The following is a 23,851-nucleotide window of genomic DNA, read 5'->3' as shown; positions in this document are numbered from 1 at the left end:
GAACGACGGAGGCCAGTCCTAAGGGCTTACACGCACTTTGTCACCATCCTTGACTAAGCTCGCGCCTGTCGTGATCACCCTGTCTCCTATGTCGACGCCGGACCTGGCAACGATCATGTTTCCGTAGGTGTCGCCCAACTCGATCGGTCTTAACCGCACTGATTTCAGATCATCATTACCCTCAGCAATCATGACGGCGAAGCTATCTACGTGTCCCGGATTGCGGATTACTGCTGCCAGGGGAACTACCAGCGCCGCCGGCGGCAGACGTTGCCCCTCCAGCGCCAGCGACGCAATCATTCCTGGCTTCAGCACGTTTCGAGGATTGGGTATCGTTACTTCGACTGAGAATACCCGGCTCTTCTGGTCCGCGGATGAAGAGATTGCACTCACACGCCCGTCGAACGGCCGAGGGAGTGCATCGGTCGAAACGACAAAATGCTGGCCCAGCCTCACTCGGTTCATGTAAGTATCCGGAACTCCGAAGACTGCCTTCACCGAACTGCTGTCGGCAAGGGTGAAGCCCTTCGTCGCCGGCCCGACCAGGCTTCCAAGTTCGACGTTTCTCGCCACCAGCCACCCACTGAAAGGCGCTTTGAGGAAGCAATTGTCGAGAGCCACTGTTGCTTCGCTAACCTGCGCCTCTCCTCCGGAGACAGAAGCTGCGGTGCTGTCGAGCTGCGCCTTCGCGGAATCGTAGTCGGGTGCAGTTGCACTTTGCGTCGCATAGAGTGCCGAAACCCGCTCGAAGCTCAGTCTGGCCTTTTCGTGCTCTGCCTGAGCGCGCGCAAGCTGCGCTTTGGCTTGTTGTAGTCGATCAAGATAATTCTGTTGCTTTACCACCGCAAGTACAGTTTCCTTGGGAATCCAGTCTCCTTGATCGACGTTGCGTCTGCCTCCGCTCGGATTAGGGACCTGATAGATGCTGTCGATGTAGCCGTTCGACTGGAAGGCGAGATCAACCTGCGCGTAAGGCGCGATATTGGCCGAATACTTCGTCCCGCTTCCCGCCGGTATCGTCTGTACGACAGCGGTTTCGACTGGGATGGGCACAGCCTTTGGAGGCTCTTCCTGCTTACATCCCGCAAGAGCCGCTAATGAGCAGGCAAGAATCATCAGGCGAAGCTGTCTTTGAGGGACTGAGCAGCTCATGGTTTTACTCCTCACCTAGAGCCTTCTCGAAAAGCGCCTTTGCGTTCCAGAAAGCGAGGAGGCTCTCTTCGTAATCGTGGTTGGCGCTTGCGACGGCGGCCTGCTGCTTCAGGACATCGCGAAGAAGAACGGATGATTGTGCAAACTGATCATTTACTTCATGCAGCTTCTCGTTCGCTGCGTCTCTCGCCGCCTGTGCAACTGCGAGAAGAGAGCGGCTTTCGTTGAGTTTCCGGAAGGTGTTGTCGACGTCAAGTAATATCTGAGAGCGAACCTGATCAAGTTGAACTTCGCTTTGCTGCACCGTAACGTCCTTTTCCTTCACCTCATCTCTGCGTCTGCCCCAGTCAAAAGGATCCCAAGTCATGGCGAGGCCTGCGGAAAGAATATTTTGCGGCAACAGCTCGGTGTTAATCGGCGTGAAATACCGGACTGCGGCTCCGATTGCGGGTAGGTACTGAGACTTCGCCAGCTTTAGATCGTACTCCGCACGACCGACATCTATCTTCGCTTCGTGAATCTCTGGCCTTTGTTCAATGGCCGTTTGCCTGGCCTGCTTCAGGTCGAGCTCCTGAGGAGTTTCCGGAGGAACAGGCTGGGTACGAAAAGGAGTATCGATGTCGCGGCCCAGAAGGTCATTCAGGTGCTCTTTTTGAGTTACGAGATTGTCACTCAATGTGATGAGTTGGTGCTGCGCCTGTGCCAGTTGTGCTTTTGCATCGAGGCTGTCCGATTTCAGGATGGATTTCTGCGCGAGGTATTGTGTCGCGAGGCGATCGGTCTCCCGATATTGCTTCACCAATGCCTGCTGCGCGTCCATTGCGCTCTCGGTTTGAAGTACCGCGTAGTACGACTGTTTCACATCGGCCACGATCGACTGCTGTTTTCCCCTGTACTTCTCCTTTGACAGATCGCTTGAGAGTTCCTGTTCCCGGATGGCGAGGTGTATCTGGTAAAGCTGCGTGAGCGGTTGATCCACAGTCGCTATCACATACCCTGTTACGCCGTGTGAGAGTGGAATGGGGGTGTCCTTTGTAGGAATAGGTGTGGTTCCGATCGTTCCCAACGAACCTTCCTTGAAGGTAAAAGCGGGAGAGGTGATGTCCCCAGTAGCGAGCAGATTCGTGTTGAACATGGGAAAACGCCGTGTTTTGACTTCGGATACCTGCAGAAGGGACTTGGTCACATCCAGTTTGGCCAACTGCACCGGCCTGTTGTTCGTCAGGGCAATCTTAACCGCATCAGCGAGAGAAAGCTCCAGTTCCTCCTTCGTCACGTCCTGAGCAGAGCTCAAGAAGCTCCAAAAGAAGGTCAGTCCAGCCAAAATTCGGCACAGCGATATTGCCCGATTCACTCGTCTCTTCACCCTTGCCCGATTCCGTTGCGTGAGGGACTCCATGAGCCCTTCCGCTACGACCGGCCTCTCATCATTCCCTCGGCTCCCTGTGGCCCCAGATTGTTCAAGTCATTCAACACAGCCTGTCCGCCTTCCGGGCGAAATGCATCCGACTGCATTGTCTGCTCGATCTGTGATTTCGCCCGCCGAAGCGTTCTCAACTCCTGCAAACTTTCCTTCTCCACTGGACTTGAGGCTTTGAAGAGAATTCAGACTCTGCTGAAGCGTTTGTACTTGTTCCTGTGTCGGAGTACCGTGCATAACAGCAAACGAAGATCGAAGTTGAAGTCCCGACCTTGCCTGTTTTGGCCATGAGTCACCGTCGAACCACCGATGAAGGGCTCGGCAATCTATTTCAATCTGGACTGCTCAGGAGTATGGGCCGAAGGGATTGCGTAAAAACAGTAGTCCAGTCGCCGCAATTCCGCAAGCGAATTGTTCTTTCCCATTGAGGATTGCCCCGATTGCAGCGATGGCTCGAACCCGGTGACCTGAAACAGCCTCCCATCGATCTTCTGCGTCCTTCGACTTCGACACGATGAAGGCTTGGAGTGTGAACGAGCGGATTCAACAATCTGAAGAACAACCGACCCGGCCCTGTCGGAGCCTTTGAAGGATCGCGGCGCGCCGCGTGTATGTGATAGCGTTTTCAGGAACATCACAACACTACTTTCTGAAGTTACTGAACGACTATGGGTGCATCTCCTGCTCCTGCTGCGGTCCCCAACTCGAATACAGTTCTGGCGTTTAAATAGTTCGGCGTACTACCCCCTTACATTGGACGGGTTCCCGCGATCGCGCACATTTTCAGGTCGTCGGTGCGAATCAGTAATCACATCAGTTACACAACGTCCGATCAGAACTGCTATTGTTTGAACGCCGGCGGAGGGGCGCTGACTCGCTTGCCCTTGAGGAAGACAGTTACCTCGACTCGATTTGCAATCTTGATAAACGGGATGCGCTGTTCATCCCATACGCCTTAGGATCGAACGCCATGGTGCCCGTGAAGGTGCCGGAGCCAGTGCCTTTGCTAGCGTATTCGCCCACCAATGCAACGGTCATTGTCGTAGGCGGCGTCAAGGCGGCTGATGTTTTCGCACTCGCTGATAAATACTTCGCGCCCATACCGGCACACGATCCACCTCCGCCTGTTCGCACTGTGGAACCGGTTCAACTTGGACAACGCCGAGTCCATTCGAATTGCCTGCGTATAAGCGCGTCTCCTCTCCTAATGGACTCACTGTACTGCTTCTTGAAAAACACGAAGTGCCGCTTGTCAGCGCCCACCTCACTCTGCGCGCCGGTTCGACCGCAGACCCGGCTGGACTGAAGGGCGCCGCCAACATCACCGCTGATCTCGATTTCATTGGCATGCAATATGGGGATCGTGTTACGGCATTGTCAACTTAAGACGTTGAGGGACATTCTGAGCTGCTGCGGGTCTTGCGCTCGCTTAGGCCGCGGTCACTTCCCGCCAGACCGCGAATGACCGCGATCGCAGGAGCCGGTGATTGCTAGACCTCAATAAGTGTCGGCCCACTCGGAACAGATTTCGGACGGCATCATGGAGGGAGAGAAAACGTTGTGCGTGCCTGGCAGATTTGAATCGGCGCATTTGCCGTTCCCGTTGGCGCGTCGGCTGATGCGAGGCTTCGACGCGATTGTTGGCGTACCGCTCCACACAGTGAGTCACGTTGCTGAAGATGCTTCGCACGGCAGCGGAGTATCTTCTCAATTTGTCGGTAATGATCTGTAGTGGTTCAGAACCCTGGCCACGCAAGAGTTTTCGAAAGAATCGCTCTGCGGCGCGCTGATCACGATGCGGCTGGACCAGAATGTCGATCACGTCACCGTCCTGATCCACGGCGCGCCACCAATACCGCTGTTGGCCGTTGATTCGAATGAAGACTTCATCCAAGTGCCAGTGGTCGCCCAGCCGTCCCTCTCGTCGCTTCAATCGCCGAGCATAGTCGAGACCGAACTTCTCACACCACTGCCGGATGGTTTCATAGGATACGATGATGCCGCGCTCGGCGAGAAGATCTTCGACATCCCGGAAACTCAGGCAGAAGCGATGATAAGCCCACACCGCATAGCTGATGATCTGGGAAGGGAAACGATAACCGGAGTATCGAACGCAGTCACTCTTCATGGCATCAGTGTTCCAGGTTTCGTGCGCAAGTTGACAATGCCGTCTTGGCTTTCCACGGCAACCTTGTCAGACTAAGACGCGCAAGACAACCAATGTCATGTCATCGTGCTGGGAGGCGCCGGCGGAGAAAGCGTCCGTGGCGGCAAGAATCCTGGCTATCGTCTCATGGGCGGACAGTCCACGACAATTCTTAACGCATTCGATCAAGCGGTTCTCGCCCCATTCCTCGTCGTGAACATTCATAGACTCAGAAATACCATCAGTGAAAAGTACAATCTGATCTCCTGTCCGAAGCAGGAAGCCTCCTTGCTGATAGCTGTGCCGTAAGAGTCCGACTACTGGACCACCAGTCTCCAACCGCATAACCTCGCACGCCGTAGCAGAATGCCTGAGAACAATAGGTGGATTGTGACCTGCATTGACGTAGGAGAGTTGCAGAGATCGAGGATCGTATTCGGCATAGAACAGCGTCGCATAGCGGTTCGTCGAGGAGGCCTCACATACGAGCCGACTGACTTGCTTTATCAAATCGACCAGCTCATGTCTTACTGCTGCTTGAGCACGCAGAGAAGCCTCGAGACTTGCCATCAAAAGCGCAGCACCAATACCTTTGCCGGAGACGTCGCCAATGGCAATTCCGAGTCTACCTTCGGGCAGTTCGAGAAAGTCATAGTAGTCACCGCCTATTTCTCGCGCCGGCCGGCATTGGCCACAGTAGTCCAGAGCTGCTACCGGCGGAAGATATTGGGGAAAGAGATGCGCCTGCACCTCCTGTGCAATTTCCAACTCTCGATTCAGCCGTTCACGCTGTGCCATCTCCCGTCCGATGGAGGTCGTCAAGCGCGCGACCTCCAGCGCCAAAGCCGTCTGCGCGTTTGATCGTACGTCAAGAGCATCGAGAGTGTGCGAGATAGCGCGTTGCGTGAACTCGTCTGTCTCACTTTCCTGCCATGCAATGAGATGCGGGATGAGGCGCTCCCTATCGCGATGGTTCCTCGGTGCATTTGCGACAAGCTGCCGCAAGCGACCGTCTGAAGGAGAGGAGATGGACCCAAGAAACTGGTCGAGCGCTGGACCACCGGAATCCAGGAGTTGGTGAAAGAGCCTGCGGGCCTCACGTGGGTCCTCCACTACGAGGTGCCGAAGCTTCTCATAGAGAATCTCACGCGGTTTCATAGCGCTTCGAGCGAAGTTCGAACGCTCTCCTTCCACCTTCGAGCAGCTCGATGATCTGCTCGCGGCATTCATCCACACTGCCGGATCTCTCGATCACTCCAATGCGGCCATCTGAATTCATAACCAGCACAAGATCTGCCTCTGCTAATACTGGGATGTTCGCATTATGGGTGATGAAGATCATCTGTCGACGCTTCTTCAGCCGTTGGACCGCGTTTACTACGGTTTCAAAAATAAAGTGGTTGTCGAGATTGTCCTCTGGCTGATCAATGACCAGAGGGCTATCTCTTCTTGCTAAGAGAATCGGTAGCAGGGCTGTGCATTTTTGACCACGGGAAAGATCGGACGCGTCTTTGAAATTCGCTTTTCCGGCGGATGAAACATTTAACTCGATCCCAACTCTGTCTTCGATCGCGATTACCTCAAGGGCAAGCGGGTCGACGCTCTCCCTGAATGCATCGAGGATCTTGCGAGAACGCTCACGACCGAAGGCCGTAAGCTCCTCGAGCGACTCCACGTCGTCAGTTTGGATGAGCTGGGCAAGTTGTTCCGGCCTTAGCTGCATGAGTGTGGAGATGATCTCCTCGTGGTTCCGAACCCGCGCACCGCGTAACCCATCCACCAGCATCTGCTGGTATGCCAGATGGTCGGCATTCCGCATAATTCGGATGCGTACACGTTTGCCGGCTTCACGCTGGAGTTCGGAAGCAACCTCCTCGCGTATGCCGGAAATTTGATCTCGCATGAGGATGTGCTTCGCTTTAAGCGACTTGCGTAGATCCAAGAGAGTCTTCAACTCTATATTCAGTTCCGAACGCTGCTCCTCCACGGATTGAAGTTTGGCGAGCTGCTGTTCGAGTGTTGCTCGTGTTCGTGCTTGCTCACTTGCCGCCTGGTTGAGGGCGGTCAATCTCGCCAACTCGCTGGCATGATCCGAGTGGGCTTTGGTGATACCATCTCTTGCCTTCGCTATCGTCTTCTGTGCCTCACGAATCTGAGTGCTGATCGTTGAGAAGTGGTCTTCGATGCGATCCAAGGTCGCTGCTAGCAGGTTGTCGTATCGGCGAAGGATATCCGCATTGGCAGAATGCTCCTCCGCAAGACGAGCTTTGAACACAAACTGAGTTTTCTTTTTCATCTGCTCAATGCCTTGATCGAGCGATCCAAGCTCTCGATCGAAAGCGTCGAGTTTGCTGGTTTCACGTTGATTGAGCTGCTGCTGACGCGAAACTCGGACAAACTCTGCCGTCGACTCATGTTCGGACGGCGGGAGAGCGTTTAAGCGCGCACGCACATCTCCGAGTTCCTCAGCTTGTTCGGTGAGATCCTGAATCGAACGTTGTGTTGACCGAATAAGATCCGCGTTCGCATCCAACGCCCGTGCACTCTCGGCCAATGACAGGTGAATTGTATGCATCTGTTCGCTACGAAGCTCGTCTAAAAGTGTTCTACGCTTCTGACCGAGAACCTCGTCGGCAATAGCTTCAATCTCAGGACTACTATAGGCATCCAGCGGCAAGAACGTGCCTCGATCGATATCAACTGAGTCAATCGTCCTTCCTCCCGGTGCGAGTAGAACCGGCTGTTGTTTAAGCCCCCTTCTAATCGTGTATCGGCCCACGTCTTCGGCTAAGGCTGTGATCGTTACAAGAGCTCCGCCGGCGAGATTCGCCTGGACGAGGTCGACGCAATGCTTTGGGGCAGCCGACAGGCCACAGACTGCGAACCTTAGTGCTTCAGCTAGCGTTGATTTTCCACTGCCGCGTGGCCCAATGATGCACGTGAGGCCCTGAGGAAGTTGGACCGACAAGCCAGGAAGGAATCCACCTGTAATCTCAATTTTCTCCACGAACCACATAGCAATTGGTAGTTAACCTCTCTTCCGATTTGAATACGAGGAGAACGAACCCAGCATACAGGAGCTTGCGTTCAGGGTCGCACCACTATAGCGAGGCGGTTATACTCGTCTGTGTCCGGGACGCCAAATTGGATATCCTGAATCGCTCAATGACTCACGAAATCGCCTTTGAAAATGGCCGCCTCCAATGTGCGGTTCGGCGCTGGCGTTACACTTGAAGTTGGGATGGACCTCGCGGACCTCGGAATTCGCAATGCATTGGTAATCACAGATCCGATCCTCCGGCGCATGCATCCTGTCCAGGTAGTGATCGAATCGCTGGATGCAGACGGCATCGCTTACACAATTTATGACGGCGTGCGGGTCGAGCCTAACGAAGAATCGTTCCTGAATGCGATCGAATTCGCTGACCAAAGCAACTACGGCAACCTCCACACCCCAGACTGCCGCTGGAGTATCAACCATCCCGTTGCGCTACACTAACTATCTAATTGGTGCATTCCATCGGGTACGCCATTCTTGTGAGCGGCACGCCGGCGGGCGTGGGAAGTGGCACGCACTCCTCCTTTATTTATGAAGGATGGCGATGTGTGCGAAGTCGAGATTGAAAAAATTGGTCTGCTCCGCGGTGAAGTGAAGGACGAGTAGGCCGCGGCGCGGGATTTCGTTAAAGCCAGCCAGCCGCTGAGCCGGGGAATACAGATGTCTGTGAGCGATTCAGTGTCCAGCGCACGGTCCGGAAACGAAGTCCGGCTCCGTCGCAACACGCTTTCGCTGAGTCATGTTGTGGCGACTACGCTTGCCGGCATTGCACCCGCAATGAGCTTCTTCTTCGGGTTTGCGGTGATTGTGCAGGGCGCGGGGCTTGCAGCTCCGCTGACGATTGTTACCGCGATGGTCGTGATTCTGTTCCTGACAAATACAATTGCGGAGTTCTCGCGCTTTATTCCGTCGGCGGGTTCGTTTGTGACTTTTACCGGCAAGGCGTTCTCACCTTCGATCGGCGCTGCCGTCTCGGTGTTTCTCACCTTCGGATATATTGTTGCCGCATCGACGGTGGTGTCGATTGCCGGAGTTTGGATCTCGGAGACGCTGAAGACCGTCGTTGGACTGTCGATTCACTGGGCTGTTATTACGATGCTGATCTCGGCAGCAACTGGATGGCTGGTGATGCGAGGTATCGGACTGTCGACCTTCTGGTCGGGCGTGTTCTTTTATTTCGAAGCGGGGCTTCTGGTTCTGGGCAGCATTCTGATGATGGCGGCCCACCCGCAATCTCTGAGCCTGGCTCCGTTCAAATACTCAAGCCTGACGCGTGGGCTTGCCGGCCTAGGAGCGGGGTTTCCTCTGGCCGTGTATCTGTTTATCGGCTGGGAGAATTCGGCAACGCTTGCGGAAGAGACAAAAACGCCGCGCCGCAATATTCCTCGCGCGCTGATTACGGGCACGCTGGCGATCGGCATCTTTTATGTATTCCTCGCCTACGCAACGGCGGTGGGATTCAAGATGGACGCGCATGCGCTGGGCGTGCCGCGGCTCCCCTTCATCGATGGACTGAAGGCCTCGGCTCCGGCGTTATTATTCATCGCGTATATGGCGGGTGTGACCAGCATTCTGGGCTCGCTGATCGGGCTGGTGAATTCGCAGGCGCGCATTCTATTTAATTCCGGACGCGAGGGACTGTTGCCTGAGTTTCTGGGCAAGATCCATCCCCGGCATCAAACACCGCATAGCGCCATGTGGGTGTTTCTCATGATCGCGGCCGCGCTGGTGCTTGGGTTCAGCCTGCTCGGAGGAATTGCTCCGCTGGATTATTTCGGCTTTGCGGGCACGCTGGGCTCGATCCCGATCATTCTTACCTACATGCTCACGAACCTTGCGCTGCCGGTGTATGTGCTTCGGCACCATCGCAGCGAACTCGATATATTTCGACATTTTGTACTACCGATTGCCGGCACCCTAGTCATGCTTTTTCCGCTGTGGGGCCTGATTCAACCGGGTCAGGCGCGCCCGTTCAATCTGTTTCCGTGGATTGCGTTGAGTGTTCTGGCCCTCTCAACTACTTATGGAATTGTGATCGCACGATTGTCGCCCGGCTTGGCGGGACGCATCGGCGCCTACGTGGCAGATGAATATCAATAGCCATCAAAGCTCAAGGAGAAACCTGTTATGAAGCCAATTCTTTTTCGCGGCGCGAGCGTTTGGGACGGCAGCGGCGCTCCCGCATTTCCGGCCGATGTGCTTGTAGAAAACGGCAGAATCAAGGCGATTGCGCTCCTTCCGTCAAGACTTTCGACAGAAGGAGCAACAGTAATTGAGGCACGCGGCAGAACACTGATGCCCGGCCTTGTAGAAGGACATGCACATATTTCCTTTGGCGGGGCGGTGAATGATTCCGACCTCGGCAATATTCCGCCGGAGGAGCATGTTCTTCTGACGGTGCGCAATGCGAAGACGCTGCTCGATCATGGCTTTACCAGTGCATACAGCGCAGCCACGTCGAAGCTGCGGCTGGACGTGGTGATTCGGAATGCAGTGAATGCTGGCCAATTCCCGGGTCCGCGCATTCGTGCAGCGAGTCCGGAGATTACGGTGACGGGAGGTCTGGGCGACGAGCGCAAAGCTCACATGTACTACGAGAGCTTTGGACTGATTGCCGACGGCAAAGCGGAGCTGACGAAGGCAGTGCGTTTGTGTTGCCGGGAAGGCGTGGACAACATCAAGGTGAACATCTCTGGAGACGATCTTAGCCCGGCAGCGCACGGCGGACTGACAGTGATGCGCGAGGAGGAGGTGCAGACGGCGGTGAACGTGGCGCGCGACTTCGGCAAAAAGGTGAACTGCCATGCGCGGGCTGCGGAGTCGGTGAAGCGCGCAGTCCGTTGCGGCGTGGACGTCATCTACCACTGCGAGTCGGCGGATGAGGAAGCCATCGACATGCTCGAATCCGTAAAGGACCGCATCTTTGTGGGCCCGGCGATCGGGATCATCTACAGCACGCTTTATGAAGGCGAGCAGTTCGGCTTTTATCGTGACTCAGAGGTGGGGCGGAAGATGCAGCGCACCATCGACAACACGGCTGCGGTTTACACGGAGCTTCGCAAACGCGGCGTGCGCATTCTGATTGGAGGAGACTACGGATTTGCGCAGTCGCCACAGGGCGACAATGCGCGCGACCTGAAGCACTTCGTGGATCTGCTGGGATTTTCTCCAAGCGAGGCGCTGCAGTGCGGCACGCGCATTGGCGGGCAGGTGATGGGCCTGGGCAACGAACTGGGCCAGATCAAAGAGGGCTACATCGCCGACTTATTACTGGTGGACGGCGATCCGCTGGAGGACCTCGATCTGGTAGTACATGAGAAAAACCTGCACGTGATTATGAAAGAAGGCTCACTCTACAAGGATCACGCAGAGACCGCGGTGATTGAGAACGTGCCCGCGACAGTGTCGTGAAAGTTGAGACGGACAGGCGGCGAGCTAGGCCTATTACCCCTAGTCTCAGCATGCTCCCTGTTCCGGACTCCGGCGAGATCGAGCGCGAGGCGAAGCGCGCCCATCTGCTGCGCGTCCGCTCCGAGGCGCTGGTGGTGAGCTTCTAGCAAGTCCTGCAAAGTCAGCTGGTGTCCGGTGCCAGTCAACTGTTGCCAACAAAGCCAATGCGCTCATTGAGTTCCTCAGGTATTCAAGAAGTGGCCTGACGGTCTTCAGAGTAGTGCACATGGACCAATCGCCACTCTCCAGCTCTTTGCGGTAGATCTGGGTTTCAAGCTCGCGACACGCGACAACGCTGGCGCTTGTGGTGGAGTGAATGGCAGTTGTGAGCGCTGGCAGACCACTCGCAGATGTCGATCGAACAGGACAAAGGTACCCGCTGGACACCCAGGCAGATTCTTCTGCGCGAACTCAATGATTGCAATGTGGTGGCCGAGCTGTTTGCGTGGCCGTTGTCCGTGGCTGAGCATGAGTGCCAGAGAGCCTTTAATCATGGCCTCATAGGCAATTTGATAAGCCGTCTCGGCATCGATGGCGAGGTTTTTACGAGCGGCAGAGGTCCGCTTCTGCGCGTCCGCAAAAAACTGTTTGCCCTGCTTCGGGTCAATTCGCTGTGACTTCGTTTTGTTCATGGCCGATTAGCTCGACTCGTTTTCCTTGCCAGACATCTGTAAGAAACGGATCGTGCGCCGCAAGCTTTCTTTTCAGTTCCTGTGGCTTCAGTGTCGTGTAGCTAACTTCTCGATGAAGCGTTTTTTCCAGGCGGGAGACTTCCGCTGCCAGGCTGATCGCATCGGGATGTCCCACAATCAACAGGTCGATATCGCTGGACGCATCGGCCTCGTTTTTGGCGAAGGAACCATAGAGGTATGCCTTTTCGATGCCTTCCACGCGACGCAGCGCAGTTGCCAGTGTTGGCACAATGCCTATCGTTCCCTGAAGAAGTGAAAAGACGGCTTTCAGATATGGGTACTGCGAGTTGATGCTGTAATAGCGTTGCCGCCCCTCAATCTCAGACCCCAGGAGTCCTTCCCGCTCCAACCGCGCCAGTTCACGTGACAGGTTGGTTGAATCCACGCTCAAAGCACTCGCCAACTGACGGACATACACGCGCGCAGAACGATTGGTGTAGAAATACGTCAGAAGCTTACGCCGCAGCTCGGAGCGCAGGGAAATCATTGCAGTATTATCTTACTGCATTTGCAGTAAACATCTACCGCATTATATGACGCCTCCGGGTACAGCAGCGGTACACTCATCAGCTTTTCTCTGTTTGGATAAATTGCTCTAAATTACGGTCACTCAATTGCTTAAGGCTACGCTCAATTACGCTCACATTATCTTTATTTTCATAGACTTACAAGGATGTCCGGAAACTCATAATCCCTAAATTACGCTCAATTACGGGTTGACTACGGTCCATTACACTAGACTTCGGCAACGCGGCGCCGGAGTGAAATAAAGGGCCCATAGCTCAATGGGTTAGAGCAGAGCACTCATAATGCTTTGGTTCCAGGTTCGAGTCCTGGTGGGCCCACCAGATCTTTACTTTTCTTCACCTTAGGTGCGCTCACGGTACGGAGCGGACTCGGGTTGCCCTGCAGCGTGGACGCATGCGTTGGATTTGAGCACCGAATGCGGCGCTTGACCCAGCCGCCAGGTCGCGCTCGAAACCTCCAGCCAGCATAGGTAACAAGGCTGGCGACGAGCAGGAAGATGCTAAGCGATATCCAGAGCATCTACGACGAGAGCTTGAAGATCGAGCGAGCGTAAACTGCGGATGCATCACGGGTATGCCACTCGTAGTGTCAACGAGGAGCAGCACCTTCCCGTGCATGGAGGTGAGACTCGCCGACACCGCCCATACCTCGCTGGAACTACCGAAGAGCATTGAGAAATGAGAGCAGGCAGGTTCAATAACTACGGGCCGCAAGAGCAAAAGTTATTTGAGGCGAGGAACGCCCTTACCCCACGCCTCCGGCGGCGCGAGCTCCCGGCGCATTGACGACGTCTTCATGTTGCGTTCGTTGCTCGTAAAGATTCGCTCACCCTGGGATACGAGGTAATCCGCAGTACGCGCTGCCAGCGCCTGGATGGTAAGCCCGGGATTTGCCGAGCCCTGTGTCGGAAAGACGCTTCCATCGCAAACAAAGAGATTTAGAATATCGTGGCTGCGACCAAACTTGTCGACCACCGATGTGCGCGGATCGGACCCCATACGGCAGGCGCCTACGAGATGAGCATAGCGCGCCTCCTGCACGACCTCAGTCGCACCCGCCGCATGCATCACCTCTTCAGTCTTCTCCTTCGCCGCTTTGATCAGTCTCTTGTCGTTCTCGTGAAGATTGAAAGAGACATGCGCGACGGGCAGGCCGAAGCGATCTTTGTCTTTGGAAAGTGTGACGCAGTTATCTTTCCAGGGAAGGATCTCTCCCAGCAAACCGAATGCCGCCCAATGGTTGTAGTCCATCATTTCGCGGCGCAGTCCCCACCCCCATGCTTTCTTGGCCGCGAGCAGCTGCTTCCCAAATGCAACGGGCAGCGGACCGACAGTCTGTATTGCGAAGCCGCGAGCGAAATCATTCTTCGGATCTGTTTCGTAGAACTCCTCGGTGAGTGCGTGTGCGGGCGGAGCCTTGTACATGCGGACTGGCTGGTCGAAACGGCCCATCACCACATTTCCGGCCTGCGCCATCAGATAGCAGCCGAGGGTACCGCTCGAATTTCCCAGACCTTTCTCATGGCCGGGGCACGCGGAATTCAACAACAGACGGGGCGTTTCTATCGAATATCCGGAGACGATGACGGCTTTCGCACGTTGAAAGTGCGAGTGACCATCGATGTCGAAGTAGTGGATACCAGTAACGCGCCCGTCTTTGCCCAGCTCGATTCGCGACACCATGCTGCGATCGCGAAGCTCGGCTCCCCTCCTAATCGCGTCCGGCACGTGAGTCACGAGTGTGCTTGCCTTCGCGCCGACCTTGCAGCCTTGTATGCAAAAGCCGCGATAGATACAGTGAGGCCGATCGCCATGCGAACCTGAAAGGATGGCAACCGGGCCGCCGATCGAGACAGGAATGTTCAATGCGGTACAGCCCTTGATGAGCGCGTTGCCCACGCCGCCCATCGGGTGCGGACCGTATGCATAGCCATGCGGATGTCCCCATGGATAGTACGCGGGGCCGGCAACCGACATCTCCAGCTCGAGTTGCTCGTAGTACGGCTTGATGTCGTCATAGGTGATTGGCCAGTCCGCGCCCACGCCGTCGAGCGTGTAGACTTCGAAATCGGAACGGTGAAGCCGCGGCGTAAACGCGGCCCAGTGCACCGAGCCGCCGCCCACACCCTTCCCGCAATTGTTTGCTCCCAACGCCAGCGGATCGCTACCACCCGTCACACGGGGCTCTGTCCAGTAAAGTTCATGGGAGCCGGCTTCGTCGCTCACCCAGTCGTGTTCTGTGTCCCAGAAGGGACCGGCCTCTAGCCCGACCACGTTGAAACCAGCACGTGCCAGCCGTTGCAGAAGGACACCACCCGCGGAACCCACGCCGACGATGGCGTAGTCGACTTCCTCATACTCGCGAAAGCGGCGCATGGGCATGTGAATCGATTGCAGCGGACCGACCATGTGCTTTTTTGAAGACGGGAGCTGGAACGCTCCGAGAAGAGGCTTCTTCAACGCTTTGCTCCCTGCTGTGCTTCTTCGGAGAGTCGATCGAGCAGACTGTGCTGTCCGGATTCAGTGTGATGGCTTTGCGAGGAGTCGACCTCAGCCGAGGCCGTGTTGGCAGGCGGCAGCCATTCATAGCGCTGCTCTTGCACTTCCCATGGCTCGGGCTCGCCGCGCTCCAGCCGCGTGTAGGCGCGAGGATAGGCCGGGCCGCCGAATCCCACCTCGTCCCACGCCCAAGGATGCGCGTAATACGCGTCGATGGCGTCGCCCATGATCATCTGCCAGAAGCGATGCACCGACATGCGCTTCCATATCTCCCGCGCTGCTTCGGGCCTGCCATCATGGATCGCCTGAAGCACGCGGTCCTGATCCGCGGATGGCAGCACCAGAAACTTCCCCCCATAGCGGTGCACCGCCTCAAGATCGATCGCTTCGATCCCGATTTCGTATACCACGCGATCAGGAGGCATAGACTCATAGCGATATCCGGCGGTCTTATTGATCGCAAGCCGATGATCGAGTACGGCAACGATGGGTATCTGGCGGTCTATCGCTCGATCGGTCTGCGGAATCAGGTGGGCGAAGACGGACGTCCAGAAGTTCCACGCTTCTGCGGAGAAAAACTTGCGCTCGGGTGGATGCTTCACCCGCTTGTCGATCACCTCGCGTGTAGCTTCATCCCAGAAGGGGCTTTGCGAGATGGTGCTGAAACCGGGATAGTAGCCGGGCTGCTTCCGTGGCGGCAACGGCTCGCCGGTATTCGGATCACGCGGGCAAAGAGCAGGATCCACTCCATCGAAGGGCGGCTTCACGCGCGCCTCCTGCGCAGCAGGCTGGCCAGCACTCCCAGCATGCCCGCAGCTCCAAACAGCAGGGGAGCAAAAATCGGAGGCCCGTACATGATGTTGTAGAGCAGATGCTTCTTTCCGCCGGGCCTGCGCAGAACGCCTCGCGCGTGATAATAGAATCCGATCGCCGCATCCGCGCCCGCGATCACTGAAATTGCAGGCAACACGGTGGTAGCCAGCTTGCGGCTCCTGACCGAAGCGAAGGCGACGGCCGCCAGCACCGGCGCAATGGCCACCGGCGACCACTGCATCCAGTAGCGAAAATTATTCTTGTAGTGCGAGTAGTAAGCCTCGAATCCACTGAGCAGAGCGCTCACTCCGGCAACGATCGCAACCTGCCGCTGGAACCCGCCCTCGCGCATATCCTGCTCCGCCGACAACAATTCTCGACCAGCCGAGGAAGGAAGCAGCCGTGCGAAAAAGCCGTCCTTTCCGGATGTTGAAGCCGGGCCGCTATTCTCTTCCCGCTGCAGATACGACGCGATTAACCCTAAATACGCACTGGTTCCGAACAGTAGGGGAGCGAAGATCGGCGGTCCCATAATCATGTTGGTCATGGGGAGCCGCCACCCGCCCGGTTTGCGCTGGATGCCGCGTACATGGAAGTAAAAACCTACGAGCGCGTCGATGAGCGTCACGACCGATATGAGGCGTAGCACTGTCCGGGCCGCGCGGCGGCTGAAGAAAGCGGCTACACCCGCGATGGCGAGCAGCCCGCTCAGGATCACCGGCGTATACATCACGCGGCGACTATAGCTTCCCCTGTAGTGCTCGTAAGCGACTTCCAGCCCGCTGATGATGCTGGTCGCCGCGGTGAGCAGAGCGAGGCTTCGTTGGAAGCGACCCTCGCGAATGTGGTTCGCGACAATCCTGGCATCCAGCGCCAGTGTGCTCAACGAAAGTTCCGTGTCATTCGCCATCGCCTAGATGACCTCACGGAGTTTATCCATGCCGATTGTCTTCACGATCTTCAACGCATCCTTTTGCCCGCGTGCCAGAGCTTTGGCGAAGTGCAGAGTCTGCTCCGTCGTAATCTTGCCCGGCATGGGAGGTTCGTTGGGATCGACAACAGCCTGCACCACGGTCGGCCCTTTGTGCGCGAGCGCTTCACGTAATACTCCCTCCGCATCTTCGGGACGTTCGATAGTGAACCCCTTCGCGCCGCAGGCAGTCGCAACCATCGCGAAATCGATCGGCTCCAGCTCAACGCCAAACTCAGGATTTCCCTCCAGAATCATCTGCTCCCACTTGATCTGTCCCAGCACGTTGTTCTTGATCACGATCACGCATACCTGCAGCTTGTACTTGACCAGCGTGGCAATCTCGCCCATCAGCATGGCGAGCCCGCCGTCACCGACGACGCACACCACCTGCCTGCCTGGATAGGCAACAGCCGCGCCGATACTGTATGGCAGGCCGTTGGCCATCGTCGCCAGCGAGCCAGACAGCGAAAATTGCATCGTTCCCCGGATGTCCACATGACGCGCGGTCCAGGTGGCGATGGTTCCACTGTCGGAGGAAACGATCGCATCGTCGTTCAACAGTTTGTTCAGCGTATGCGTCACCACCTGCGGCTTCATCGGCATGTCTTTGCGCGTGCCGCGTTCCTCCATCAGCTCGAACCAGCTCTTCATCCGCTCTTGCGACTTCTTCAGGAACTTGTCCTTCTTCGGCTTCAGCAAGGGCAGCAGCGCAGTCAGCACGTTCTTCGCATCGCCCACCAGCCCCACGTCCACCTGATGGCGCAGACCGATGCGCGTCGGATCGATTTCAATCTGTACGCATTTGGCTTGCCCCGGCTTGGGCAGAAATTCCATATACGGATAGCTGGTGCCGATCATGATGAGCGTGTCGCACTCTTCCATCGCATCGACGGAAGGCGCCGTGCCCAGCAGCCCCAAGCCTCCCGTGGTGTAGGGGCTGCGATCAGGAAGAACCGCCTTGCCAAGCAGCGCTTTGACGACAGGACCGCCGACCGTCTTCGCCAGTTGCGATACCTCCTCGCGGCAGCGCAGAGCCCCGCGTCCTACAAAGATCGCGATCTTTGAGCCATCATTGATCACATCCGCCGCCTTCTGAATCAGCGACTGGGCCGGCTTGGCAGATGACGGTACGCTCCAGTCTGCGCTGTGTTGTGCTACATTCGCGCTGTTGCGATGCTTGTCGGAAACTTCCCATTCCTGGATGTCTTTCGGAATGCAGATGTGGGAGACGCCCTTGCGTCCATAGGCAGTACGAACCGCCATATCCACGACGTTGACCGCATGCGAAGATCCCATCACGCGCTCGTTAAATACCGAGACATCCATGTACAGTTTGTCCAAGTCGACGTCCTGCTGGTAATCCATGCCTATAAGGTCGCTAAAGGTGTGTCCCGTAATGGCGAGCACTGGCTGCTGATCGCATTTGGCGTCGTAGAGCCCGTTGAGCAAGTGCACTCCGCCCGGCCCGGAGGTGGCGCAGCAGACGCCAAGCCGACCCGTGTACTTGGCATATCCGACTGCTGCAAATGCGGCAGCCTCTTCATGGCGCACTTGGATGAACTTCAGCTTGTCTTTATGCGTGCGGAGTGCCTCGAAGAAGCCGTCGACACCATCGCCGGGGAAGCCGAACATCGTATCTACTCCCCACTCAATCAGCCGTTCCACAATCAGATCAGATACCTGCTTCGCCATTCCATTCCCCTTGCTTTCGTTAAGGCGCCCTCTGGCGCATGGAGTGGATTCCTCGCGCGATGAGCGCGAGATTCAAGTCAAAAAACGTTCAGCGTCTTTCTCTTTCAGAGTCAGGCCCATCCCGGGCCGCGTGCGATCAGGACACATCACGCCCCCGACAGGTTCACAGAACCCATCGAAGAACATTCGCTCGATCCGAACATGGTCGTGAAAGAACTCCATATGGATAGCTCGCGGGACTGCACAGCATACATGCACGTGCATGCTCGGTCCGCAGTGGGAAGACAAGGGCGTGTTTGCCGCCCAGCATAGCGCGCCACTGTTCAAAAATCCGCTGATGCCGCCGCAGCGTGTGGCATCGGCTTGCAGGACAGTGATCGCGTTAGCCTTCAACATGCGGTCGAAATACCAGGCAGTGTAGCCGTATTCTCCCGCCGCTATATCCATCCCTAGCGGAGCCCGGGCGCGCACCTTGGATAGTCCAACCAGATTGTCGGAACTCACCGGCTCCTCGAACCAGCGGACATTCGAAGCCTGAGCAAATGCCTGCGCCAATGCAAGCGCCTGGGCCACGGTGTAAGCACCATTCGCATCCACGAACAGATCAGTGGATTCCCCAATCGCCTTCCGGGCGACGCTCACTCTTCGCAAGTCGTCATCGGGGTGAGTGCCGACTTTCATCTTGACCATGCTGAAGCCCCGTTCAGCCCAGCCGCCCAATTGGTTCGTCAATTGCGCATCGTCGTAGGAAGTAAATCCGCCGCTGCCATAAACGGGAATGCCACCTCGTACCGAACCCAGCAGGCTGACCAGCGAAGTATCGAGAAGTCTGGCGCGAAGGTCCCAGAGAGCGTTGTCGATCGCAGAAATTGCCATGCTGCTGATTCCGGTTTCGCCCGAGTTACGAACCTGCCGATACAGATCCTGCAGGATCGAGCCATGGTCGAAGGGGGCGCGGCCTTCGACGACTTTCTCGAGCAGCGTCTTCACCAGCTTGCCCGTCGATCCGTCGGCGTAGGTGTAACCAATGCCGCGCTTGTCACCGGCCTCGATGCTGACAAGCACCATGGTCGTGCTGTCCCATGCGAAGGTTCCATCCGCCTCCGGCGCATCCGTAGGCACCTTGTAGACCTGCACCTTGCTTCCGTGAATCCTCGGTCCTTGAATGTGCATACCTCAAAAGTCCGTGATCACGGAGGCGCCTTCTGGAGTGACGGTAATCACGTCACAATGGCGCATGCCTCCGTAGCCCTCAAAGTAGGCAGCGGGTTCGAGATTGAATGTCATCCCTTCTTCAAGCACATCCGGAGAAAGGGGATGAAGGCGCGGCCTGCCGTTAGAGTTCGCCGCTGCAAAGCCAACGCCATGACCAGCCGCATGCTTGAACGCTTTGCCGAAGCCAGCCGAATCCATGACGGAACGTGCCGCATGATCGACTTCCTTTGCTGTCGCTCCAGGTTTTATGGATCGCAGGCCTGCTGCCCGTGCTTCGTCGATTGCGGAGCGCATTTCCCGCTGACGGCTCGACTGGACCCCCGCTGAGTAAGTTCGAGTGATATCTGTCCAGTACCCGTCGGCACATGTATTCGCGTGGATCATAACCAGATCGCCTGCTTCGATCACGCGCTGCCTGGTTCGCGCATAGGCTGCTGCTGCTGTCGCGGAATTCGGCCCGGACATACAGAAGTAGTACCCGTAGCTGCGTTGTAGGTTCTGCCCATCCCGTGAAGTTTCGAACGCTGCTCGTGTTTCTGCTGCTACATCGGTTTCACGCCTGCCCGCCCCAATACCCATTGCAGCTACAGCAAAGCCAGCCGCCGCAACATCACTCGCCGTGTGTAGAATCTCAAGCTCTTTTGTCGTCTTCACGGCCTTCATCGCTTCCAGCAGATCGTCGCAGCTCGCCAGAGTCGCTTCAGGCTCAAGCTCCCCCACTAACTTCGAGAGAGAAGAGCGGAAAACAGCGGAAACGGCATAACTCGCCGGTTGCATTCCTTCTACTAATTCGAGGCCAATACGCATCTTTGGGGCAAACCATCCTTGTAGTGCGCAGCGGAGCGGCTCCTTCAAGCGGTTCAGGGGGCCTTCGAGACTGTGAAGTCCAGCCGGTTTGTAGGGAATGATCTCAGCCAAGGATGTCTTCTCAGCCAGTTCCACTTCATCTTCGGGGACGATGACCTTGACGCCACCGTCGGAAGAAAAGATAGCAACGCTTTGAGCCATCACTGGCCAATATCCAGTCAGCAGCAGGACTTCTGATGCTGACGAGCAGATGAGTGCATCATGGCAAGATGCAGAGAGAGCGGCCACTGTCCACAGGTGCCGTTCGGTATCGATTGCCATAGGATTTTCACTTCTCTCTGTCTTTTAGGTAGACGATAAAAGATCGCGCGGAGATGTTCCGTGTGATGAAAGAAGCATCCCACTGGTATAGAAAGCACGTTCCCTCTCTTGGGCGTCGGGTAAATCAATGGCAAACGAACTGGTGGTTGTAATCACGGGCTCCTCAGCGGGTCTGGGGCGGGCGATCGCTCACGGCTTCGCAAAGCGCGGAGCGAGCATTGGATTGTTGGCCAGAAATCCCGAAGCGCTCAACGCTGCAAAGGAAGAGTGTGAAGCACTCGGCGGCCGGGCTTTGGTCTTACCCGTGGACGTGGTAGACGCTGCCGCAGTCGACGCTGCTGCGAGCCGCGTAGAAGAGGAGTTCGGACCCATTGATGTTTGGGTGAATGACGCGATGGTGAGCGTTTTCTCGCCTGTAAAGGAAATGGAGCCTTCCGACTATAAGCGGGTGTCCGACGTCCTCTACCTAGGATTCGTGCACGGCACGCTAGCCGCGTTGAAGCGGATGCTTCCCAGGGATCACGGCACTATCATCCAGATTGGTTCTGCGCTTTCCTATCGTTCGATTCCCCTACAGTCGGCTTATTGCGCGTGCAAACACGCGATCAATGGATTCACAGATTCGCTTCGGTGCGAACTTCACCACGATAAGAGCAATGTAAAACTTACCGCCGTGCACATGCCCGCAATGAACACGACTCAGTTCGACTGGGTAAAGAATCGCATGCCGAATGACCCCCAGCCGGTACCGCCCATCTTCGAGCCGGAACTTGCTGCCGAGGTAGTTATCGCCGCAGGGCTGGCGAAGAACCCGCGCAGAGAATATTGGGTGGGTACGCCCACCGTGATGGCTATTGTGGGTCAGAAGTTTTTCCCCGGATTGCTCGACATCTATCTAGGCAGGACCGGATACAAGTCGCAGCAGATTCCCAACGAACCGAAAGATCCCAATGCGCCGAATAATCTCTACGACTATGTACCTGGCAAACATAGCGCACGCGGAAAGTTTGCCGACCGGTCCTCGGAAACAAGTGCCGAAATTTTTCTGTCCCTCAACAGGGGTATCGTCGCCCTAGGGGCGACAGCGCTCGTCGCGGCGATTGGCGGAGTCCTTCTAGCCCGGCGGAGAATGTCGTGAGGACAGCCTCGGATGTCGAAACAAAGGCTAACGCTCATCAGCATGCGTTGTTATTGGGGGCCTGCTGTTCTGCTTTGGCTACGCTCGTTCCGGTAGCGCTGTATCAAACAGGCGTTCTATCCCGGCTTCCTGATCCTCCAATGAGCGTGTTCGATTCCGAGCGCATCACGATGTCCAAGGCCGCCCACCCTTTAGGAATACCAGACGCACTGCTGGGGCTGGCAAGCTTTGGTGCCACCCTCACGCTGGCGATTCTTGCCCGGCGTCATAGAACAGCCAGGCCCCTGCTCGCCGCGAAGATTGTCCTCGATGCGTCCGCAGCGGCTTTCAATGCAGGGCGGCAGGTGTTCAGCTTCGGAAAGCTTTGTTCCTGGTGTACAGGCACTGCGATTTCTGTGGGAGTGATGGCGTACGCCGGACGCACGACCATTCACGACACTTTCTCTGAATCTGTTGCGATTGGCAGAAAGACTGCTTCCGGTACCTACCAGATCGTCGAGGTTCCGCCAATTCAGACGCGCGTCGATTCCGCAACAATTCATTGGAAGTGATTTCTTCGCTTCCGTAGTGTCGACACACACCATACGCTTGGAATCGAAGTGAGGATGGAGTATGCAGCAGGCTATCGGCAAGGAGGCTTTCGGGAAACCAGGAATTGAACCCCGATGGACTCACAGCAATAAAACCGGCATAGGGACGGCCTACTCTGCTTCGAGCCATCTCTGGTTCACCATCTGGAATGGCATCATTACCGAGGTTTACTACCCTACCGTCGATCGTCCGCAGCTTCGCGACCTCCAGCATCTGGTGACAGACGGCAAAACATTCCTTCATGAAGAAAAGCGCGACCTGACCGTTGTCACGGAGCGCATTTCCGATCACGCCCTGGGCTATCGCGTCGTCAACACCGACCCCGAAGGCCGCTACACATTGACCAAAGAAATCATCGGCGATCCGCACCTCCCGTGTCTCCTGCAGAGGACAACTCTTAAGGGAAAGAACAAAAAGTTCCTCCCGGAACTGAAGCTCTTTGCGCTTTGCGCACCGCACCTCGAAATCGGAGGCGCAGGCAATCATGGCTACGTTGTGGTGGCGAACGGTCAACGCATCCTTATGGCGACGAAGGGCAGCAGATGGATGGCCGTGGCTGCGACCGTCCCGTTTTCCCATGTTTCCTGCGGTTTTGTAGGCGCCAGCGATGGATGGACGGATCTCCATGAAGACTTCAAAATGGACTGGGAGTTCGATCGCGCCAGTAATGGCAATGTTGCGCCGGGTTTTCAGAATGTGGAGATTGGAAATGAACAAATCAGCCTTGGAAGTACAGACACGGACTACAAACGATTGGTTTGGGCAGTTTGCAGCCTCGGCATCCGGATGGTTGGGATCCAAGTGGGCATTCGCCGGAGCAGGACTGGTGATCGTGATCTGGGCTGTACTCGGTCCGATCTTTCATTTCTCCGATACCTGGCAGCTCGTAATCAACACAGGAACAACGATCGTAACCTTTTTGATGGTCTTTCTCATTCAAAACACCCAGAATCGAGATGCCCGGGCAATCAATCTCAAACTCAACGAGTTGATACGCTCTATTGATAAAGCACGTGACCAGATGATCGATATCGAAAACCTGAGCGATCTGGAACTCGATGAACTTCACGCGAAGTACGAAAAGATCAAGGGAGAATGCAATCAGCGAGAAAGTCAAGCTCGTTCCGGCAAGATGGCAGATGTTAACGACTGAGGAATTGCTTTAGAGCCTGGACCGCAATGTATCGCTTGTGTATTCGATTGTAGAGATCGACCTCGAGTTGACCTCTCCGCAGTTTCGACAACCTACTGGATTTCAGATGTACCTGTAAGGCCAGGATGGCTTCCGTTTCCCTTGAGACGCTCGCTTCGATTTGCATTCTGTTCATCACGACAAAGTCTCCTTAAATAGGATGCC

Annotated in this window: 22 protein-coding genes, 1 tRNA gene and 1 pseudogene; 12 read left to right on the top strand and 12 right to left on the bottom strand. The window is 56.2% G+C overall.

Going from position 1 to position 23,851, the window contains the following annotated elements:
• Nucleotides 1-18: 18 nt before the first annotated feature.
• Nucleotides 19-1,152 carry an efflux RND transporter periplasmic adaptor subunit gene (locus H7849_RS23570; protein WP_251106443.1) on the bottom strand — a complete coding sequence of 378 codons (1,134 nt, stop codon included), beginning with the start codon at nt 1,150-1,152 and terminating at the stop codon, nt 19-21.
• Nucleotides 1,153-1,156: 4 nt separating this feature from the next.
• Nucleotides 1,157-2,446 (bottom strand): TolC family protein, encoded by a 1,290-nt coding sequence (locus tag H7849_RS23565; protein ID WP_251106442.1) that lies wholly within the window; start codon nt 2,444-2,446, stop codon nt 1,157-1,159.
• A gap of 1,096 nt (nt 2,447-3,542) precedes the next feature.
• Between H7849_RS23565 and H7849_RS27660 the strand changes: the two genes are divergently transcribed.
• Nucleotides 3,543-3,878 carry an insulinase family protein gene (locus H7849_RS27660; protein WP_186742915.1) on the top strand — a complete coding sequence of 112 codons (336 nt, stop codon included), beginning with the start codon at nt 3,543-3,545 and terminating at the stop codon, nt 3,876-3,878.
• On the top strand, nt 3,815-3,958 hold the full coding sequence (locus H7849_RS23555) for a hypothetical protein (protein ID WP_186747927.1): 144 nt from the start codon (nt 3,815-3,817) through the stop codon (nt 3,956-3,958). Before H7849_RS27660 ends, H7849_RS23555 begins: the two co-directional genes overlap by 64 nt.
• A gap of 43 nt (nt 3,959-4,001) precedes the next feature.
• Here H7849_RS23555 and H7849_RS23550 read toward each other — a convergent pair whose 3' ends face one another.
• The 3 genes from H7849_RS23550 to H7849_RS23540 all read right to left on the bottom strand — a co-directional run bounded on the left by H7849_RS23550 (nt 4,002) and on the right by H7849_RS23540 (nt 7,395).
• Nucleotides 4,002-4,700, bottom strand: coding sequence for an IS6 family transposase (locus H7849_RS23550; RefSeq protein ID WP_186742914.1), 699 nt, complete (start codon nt 4,698-4,700; stop codon nt 4,002-4,004).
• Nucleotides 4,701-4,766: 66 nt separating this feature from the next.
• Nucleotides 4,767-5,876, bottom strand: a complete 1,110-nt coding sequence (locus H7849_RS23545) for a PP2C family protein-serine/threonine phosphatase (protein WP_186742913.1) — start codon at nt 5,874-5,876, stop codon at nt 4,767-4,769.
• Nucleotides 5,863-7,395 (bottom strand): SMC family protein, encoded by a 1,533-nt coding sequence (locus H7849_RS23540; RefSeq protein ID WP_186742912.1) that lies wholly within the window; start codon nt 7,393-7,395, stop codon nt 5,863-5,865. The genes H7849_RS23545 and H7849_RS23540 overlap by 14 nt, the downstream gene beginning before the upstream one ends.
• 513 nt (nt 7,396-7,908) lie before the next feature.
• Here H7849_RS23540 and H7849_RS23535 point away from each other — a divergent pair.
• The 5 genes from H7849_RS23535 to H7849_RS23515 all read left to right on the top strand — a co-directional run bounded on the left by H7849_RS23535 (nt 7,909) and on the right by H7849_RS23515 (nt 11,843).
• Nucleotides 7,909-8,217 carry an iron-containing alcohol dehydrogenase gene (locus tag H7849_RS23535; protein WP_186742911.1) on the top strand — a complete coding sequence of 103 codons (309 nt, stop codon included), beginning with the start codon at nt 7,909-7,911 and terminating at the stop codon, nt 8,215-8,217.
• Nucleotides 8,218-8,436: 219 nt separating this feature from the next.
• The gene (locus H7849_RS23530) at nt 8,437-9,876 is read left to right on the top strand and encodes an APC family permease (protein WP_186742910.1); all 1,440 of its coding nucleotides are present in this window, start codon (nt 8,437-8,439) and stop codon (nt 9,874-9,876) included.
• A gap of 27 nt (nt 9,877-9,903) precedes the next feature.
• Nucleotides 9,904-11,187: a metal-dependent hydrolase family protein gene (locus H7849_RS23525; protein WP_186742909.1), complete on the top strand. Its 1,284-nt coding sequence runs from the start codon at nt 9,904-9,906 to the stop codon at nt 11,185-11,187.
• Nucleotides 11,184-11,333 carry a hypothetical protein gene (locus tag H7849_RS23520; protein ID WP_186742908.1) on the top strand — a complete coding sequence of 50 codons (150 nt, stop codon included), beginning with the start codon at nt 11,184-11,186 and terminating at the stop codon, nt 11,331-11,333. Before H7849_RS23525 ends, H7849_RS23520 begins: the two co-directional genes overlap by 4 nt.
• Before the next feature lie 243 nt (nt 11,334-11,576).
• Nucleotides 11,577-11,843, top strand: a complete 267-nt coding sequence (locus tag H7849_RS23515) for a hypothetical protein (RefSeq protein WP_186742907.1) — start codon at nt 11,577-11,579, stop codon at nt 11,841-11,843.
• Here the strand turns inward: H7849_RS23515 and H7849_RS23510 are convergent.
• The gene (locus tag H7849_RS23510; protein WP_186742906.1) at nt 11,830-12,405 is read right to left on the bottom strand and encodes a nucleotidyltransferase domain-containing protein; all 576 of its coding nucleotides are present in this window, start codon (nt 12,403-12,405) and stop codon (nt 11,830-11,832) included. The genes H7849_RS23515 and H7849_RS23510 overlap by 14 nt on opposite strands.
• Nucleotides 12,406-12,689: 284 nt before the next feature.
• Here H7849_RS23510 and H7849_RS23505 point away from each other — a divergent pair.
• Nucleotides 12,690-12,766 (top strand) — tRNA-Ile (locus tag H7849_RS23505).
• A gap of 402 nt (nt 12,767-13,168) precedes the next feature.
• Here the strand turns inward: H7849_RS23505 and H7849_RS23500 are convergent.
• From H7849_RS23500 to H7849_RS23475, 6 genes are all read right to left on the bottom strand, one after another.
• Complete coding sequence (locus tag H7849_RS23500; RefSeq protein WP_251106441.1) at nt 13,169-14,905, bottom strand: GMC family oxidoreductase; 1,737 nt, start codon at nt 14,903-14,905, stop codon at nt 13,169-13,171.
• On the bottom strand, nt 14,902-15,711 hold the full coding sequence (locus H7849_RS23495; RefSeq protein ID WP_251106440.1) for a gluconate 2-dehydrogenase subunit 3 family protein: 810 nt from the start codon (nt 15,709-15,711) through the stop codon (nt 14,902-14,904). The genes H7849_RS23500 and H7849_RS23495 overlap by 4 nt, the downstream gene beginning before the upstream one ends.
• Nucleotides 15,708-16,667, bottom strand: coding sequence for a hypothetical protein (locus tag H7849_RS23490; protein ID WP_186742905.1), 960 nt, complete (start codon nt 16,665-16,667; stop codon nt 15,708-15,710). The genes H7849_RS23495 and H7849_RS23490 overlap by 4 nt, the downstream gene beginning before the upstream one ends.
• A gap of 3 nt (nt 16,668-16,670) precedes the next feature.
• Nucleotides 16,671-18,422 carry a thiamine pyrophosphate-dependent enzyme gene (locus H7849_RS23485; RefSeq protein WP_186742904.1) on the bottom strand — a complete coding sequence of 584 codons (1,752 nt, stop codon included), beginning with the start codon at nt 18,420-18,422 and terminating at the stop codon, nt 16,671-16,673.
• Between the two features lie 72 nt (nt 18,423-18,494).
• Complete coding sequence (locus tag H7849_RS23480; RefSeq protein ID WP_186742903.1) at nt 18,495-19,595, bottom strand: enolase C-terminal domain-like protein; 1,101 nt, start codon at nt 19,593-19,595, stop codon at nt 18,495-18,497.
• A gap of 3 nt (nt 19,596-19,598) precedes the next feature.
• Nucleotides 19,599-20,765, bottom strand: coding sequence for a M24 family metallopeptidase (locus H7849_RS23475; protein ID WP_186742902.1), 1,167 nt, complete (start codon nt 20,763-20,765; stop codon nt 19,599-19,601).
• Between the two features lie 127 nt (nt 20,766-20,892).
• On the opposite strand from H7849_RS23475, the gene H7849_RS23470 reads away from it, so the two are divergent.
• From H7849_RS23470 to H7849_RS23455, 4 genes and pseudogenes are all read left to right on the top strand, one after another.
• Nucleotides 20,893-21,903: an SDR family oxidoreductase gene (locus H7849_RS23470; RefSeq protein WP_186742901.1), complete on the top strand. Its 1,011-nt coding sequence runs from the start codon at nt 20,893-20,895 to the stop codon at nt 21,901-21,903.
• The gene (locus H7849_RS23465; protein WP_186742900.1) at nt 21,900-22,454 is read left to right on the top strand and encodes a vitamin K epoxide reductase family protein; all 555 of its coding nucleotides are present in this window, start codon (nt 21,900-21,902) and stop codon (nt 22,452-22,454) included. The genes H7849_RS23470 and H7849_RS23465 overlap by 4 nt, the downstream gene beginning before the upstream one ends.
• A 61-nt stretch (nt 22,455-22,515) precedes the next feature.
• Nucleotides 22,516-23,163: pseudogene (locus H7849_RS26975) on the top strand (glycoside hydrolase family 15 protein); the annotation flags it as partial.
• On the top strand, nt 23,102-23,647 hold the full coding sequence (locus H7849_RS23455; RefSeq protein WP_349627478.1) for a low affinity iron permease family protein: 546 nt from the start codon (nt 23,102-23,104) through the stop codon (nt 23,645-23,647). The pseudogene H7849_RS26975 and the gene H7849_RS23455, both read left to right, overlap by 62 nt.
• Nucleotides 23,648-23,851 lie beyond the last annotated feature (204 nt).

Source organism: Alloacidobacterium dinghuense (genome assembly GCF_014274465.1).
Taxonomy (GTDB): domain Bacteria; phylum Acidobacteriota; class Terriglobia; order Terriglobales; family Acidobacteriaceae; genus Alloacidobacterium; species Alloacidobacterium dinghuense.
This window is presented reverse-complemented; position numbering and strand designations above follow the sequence as displayed.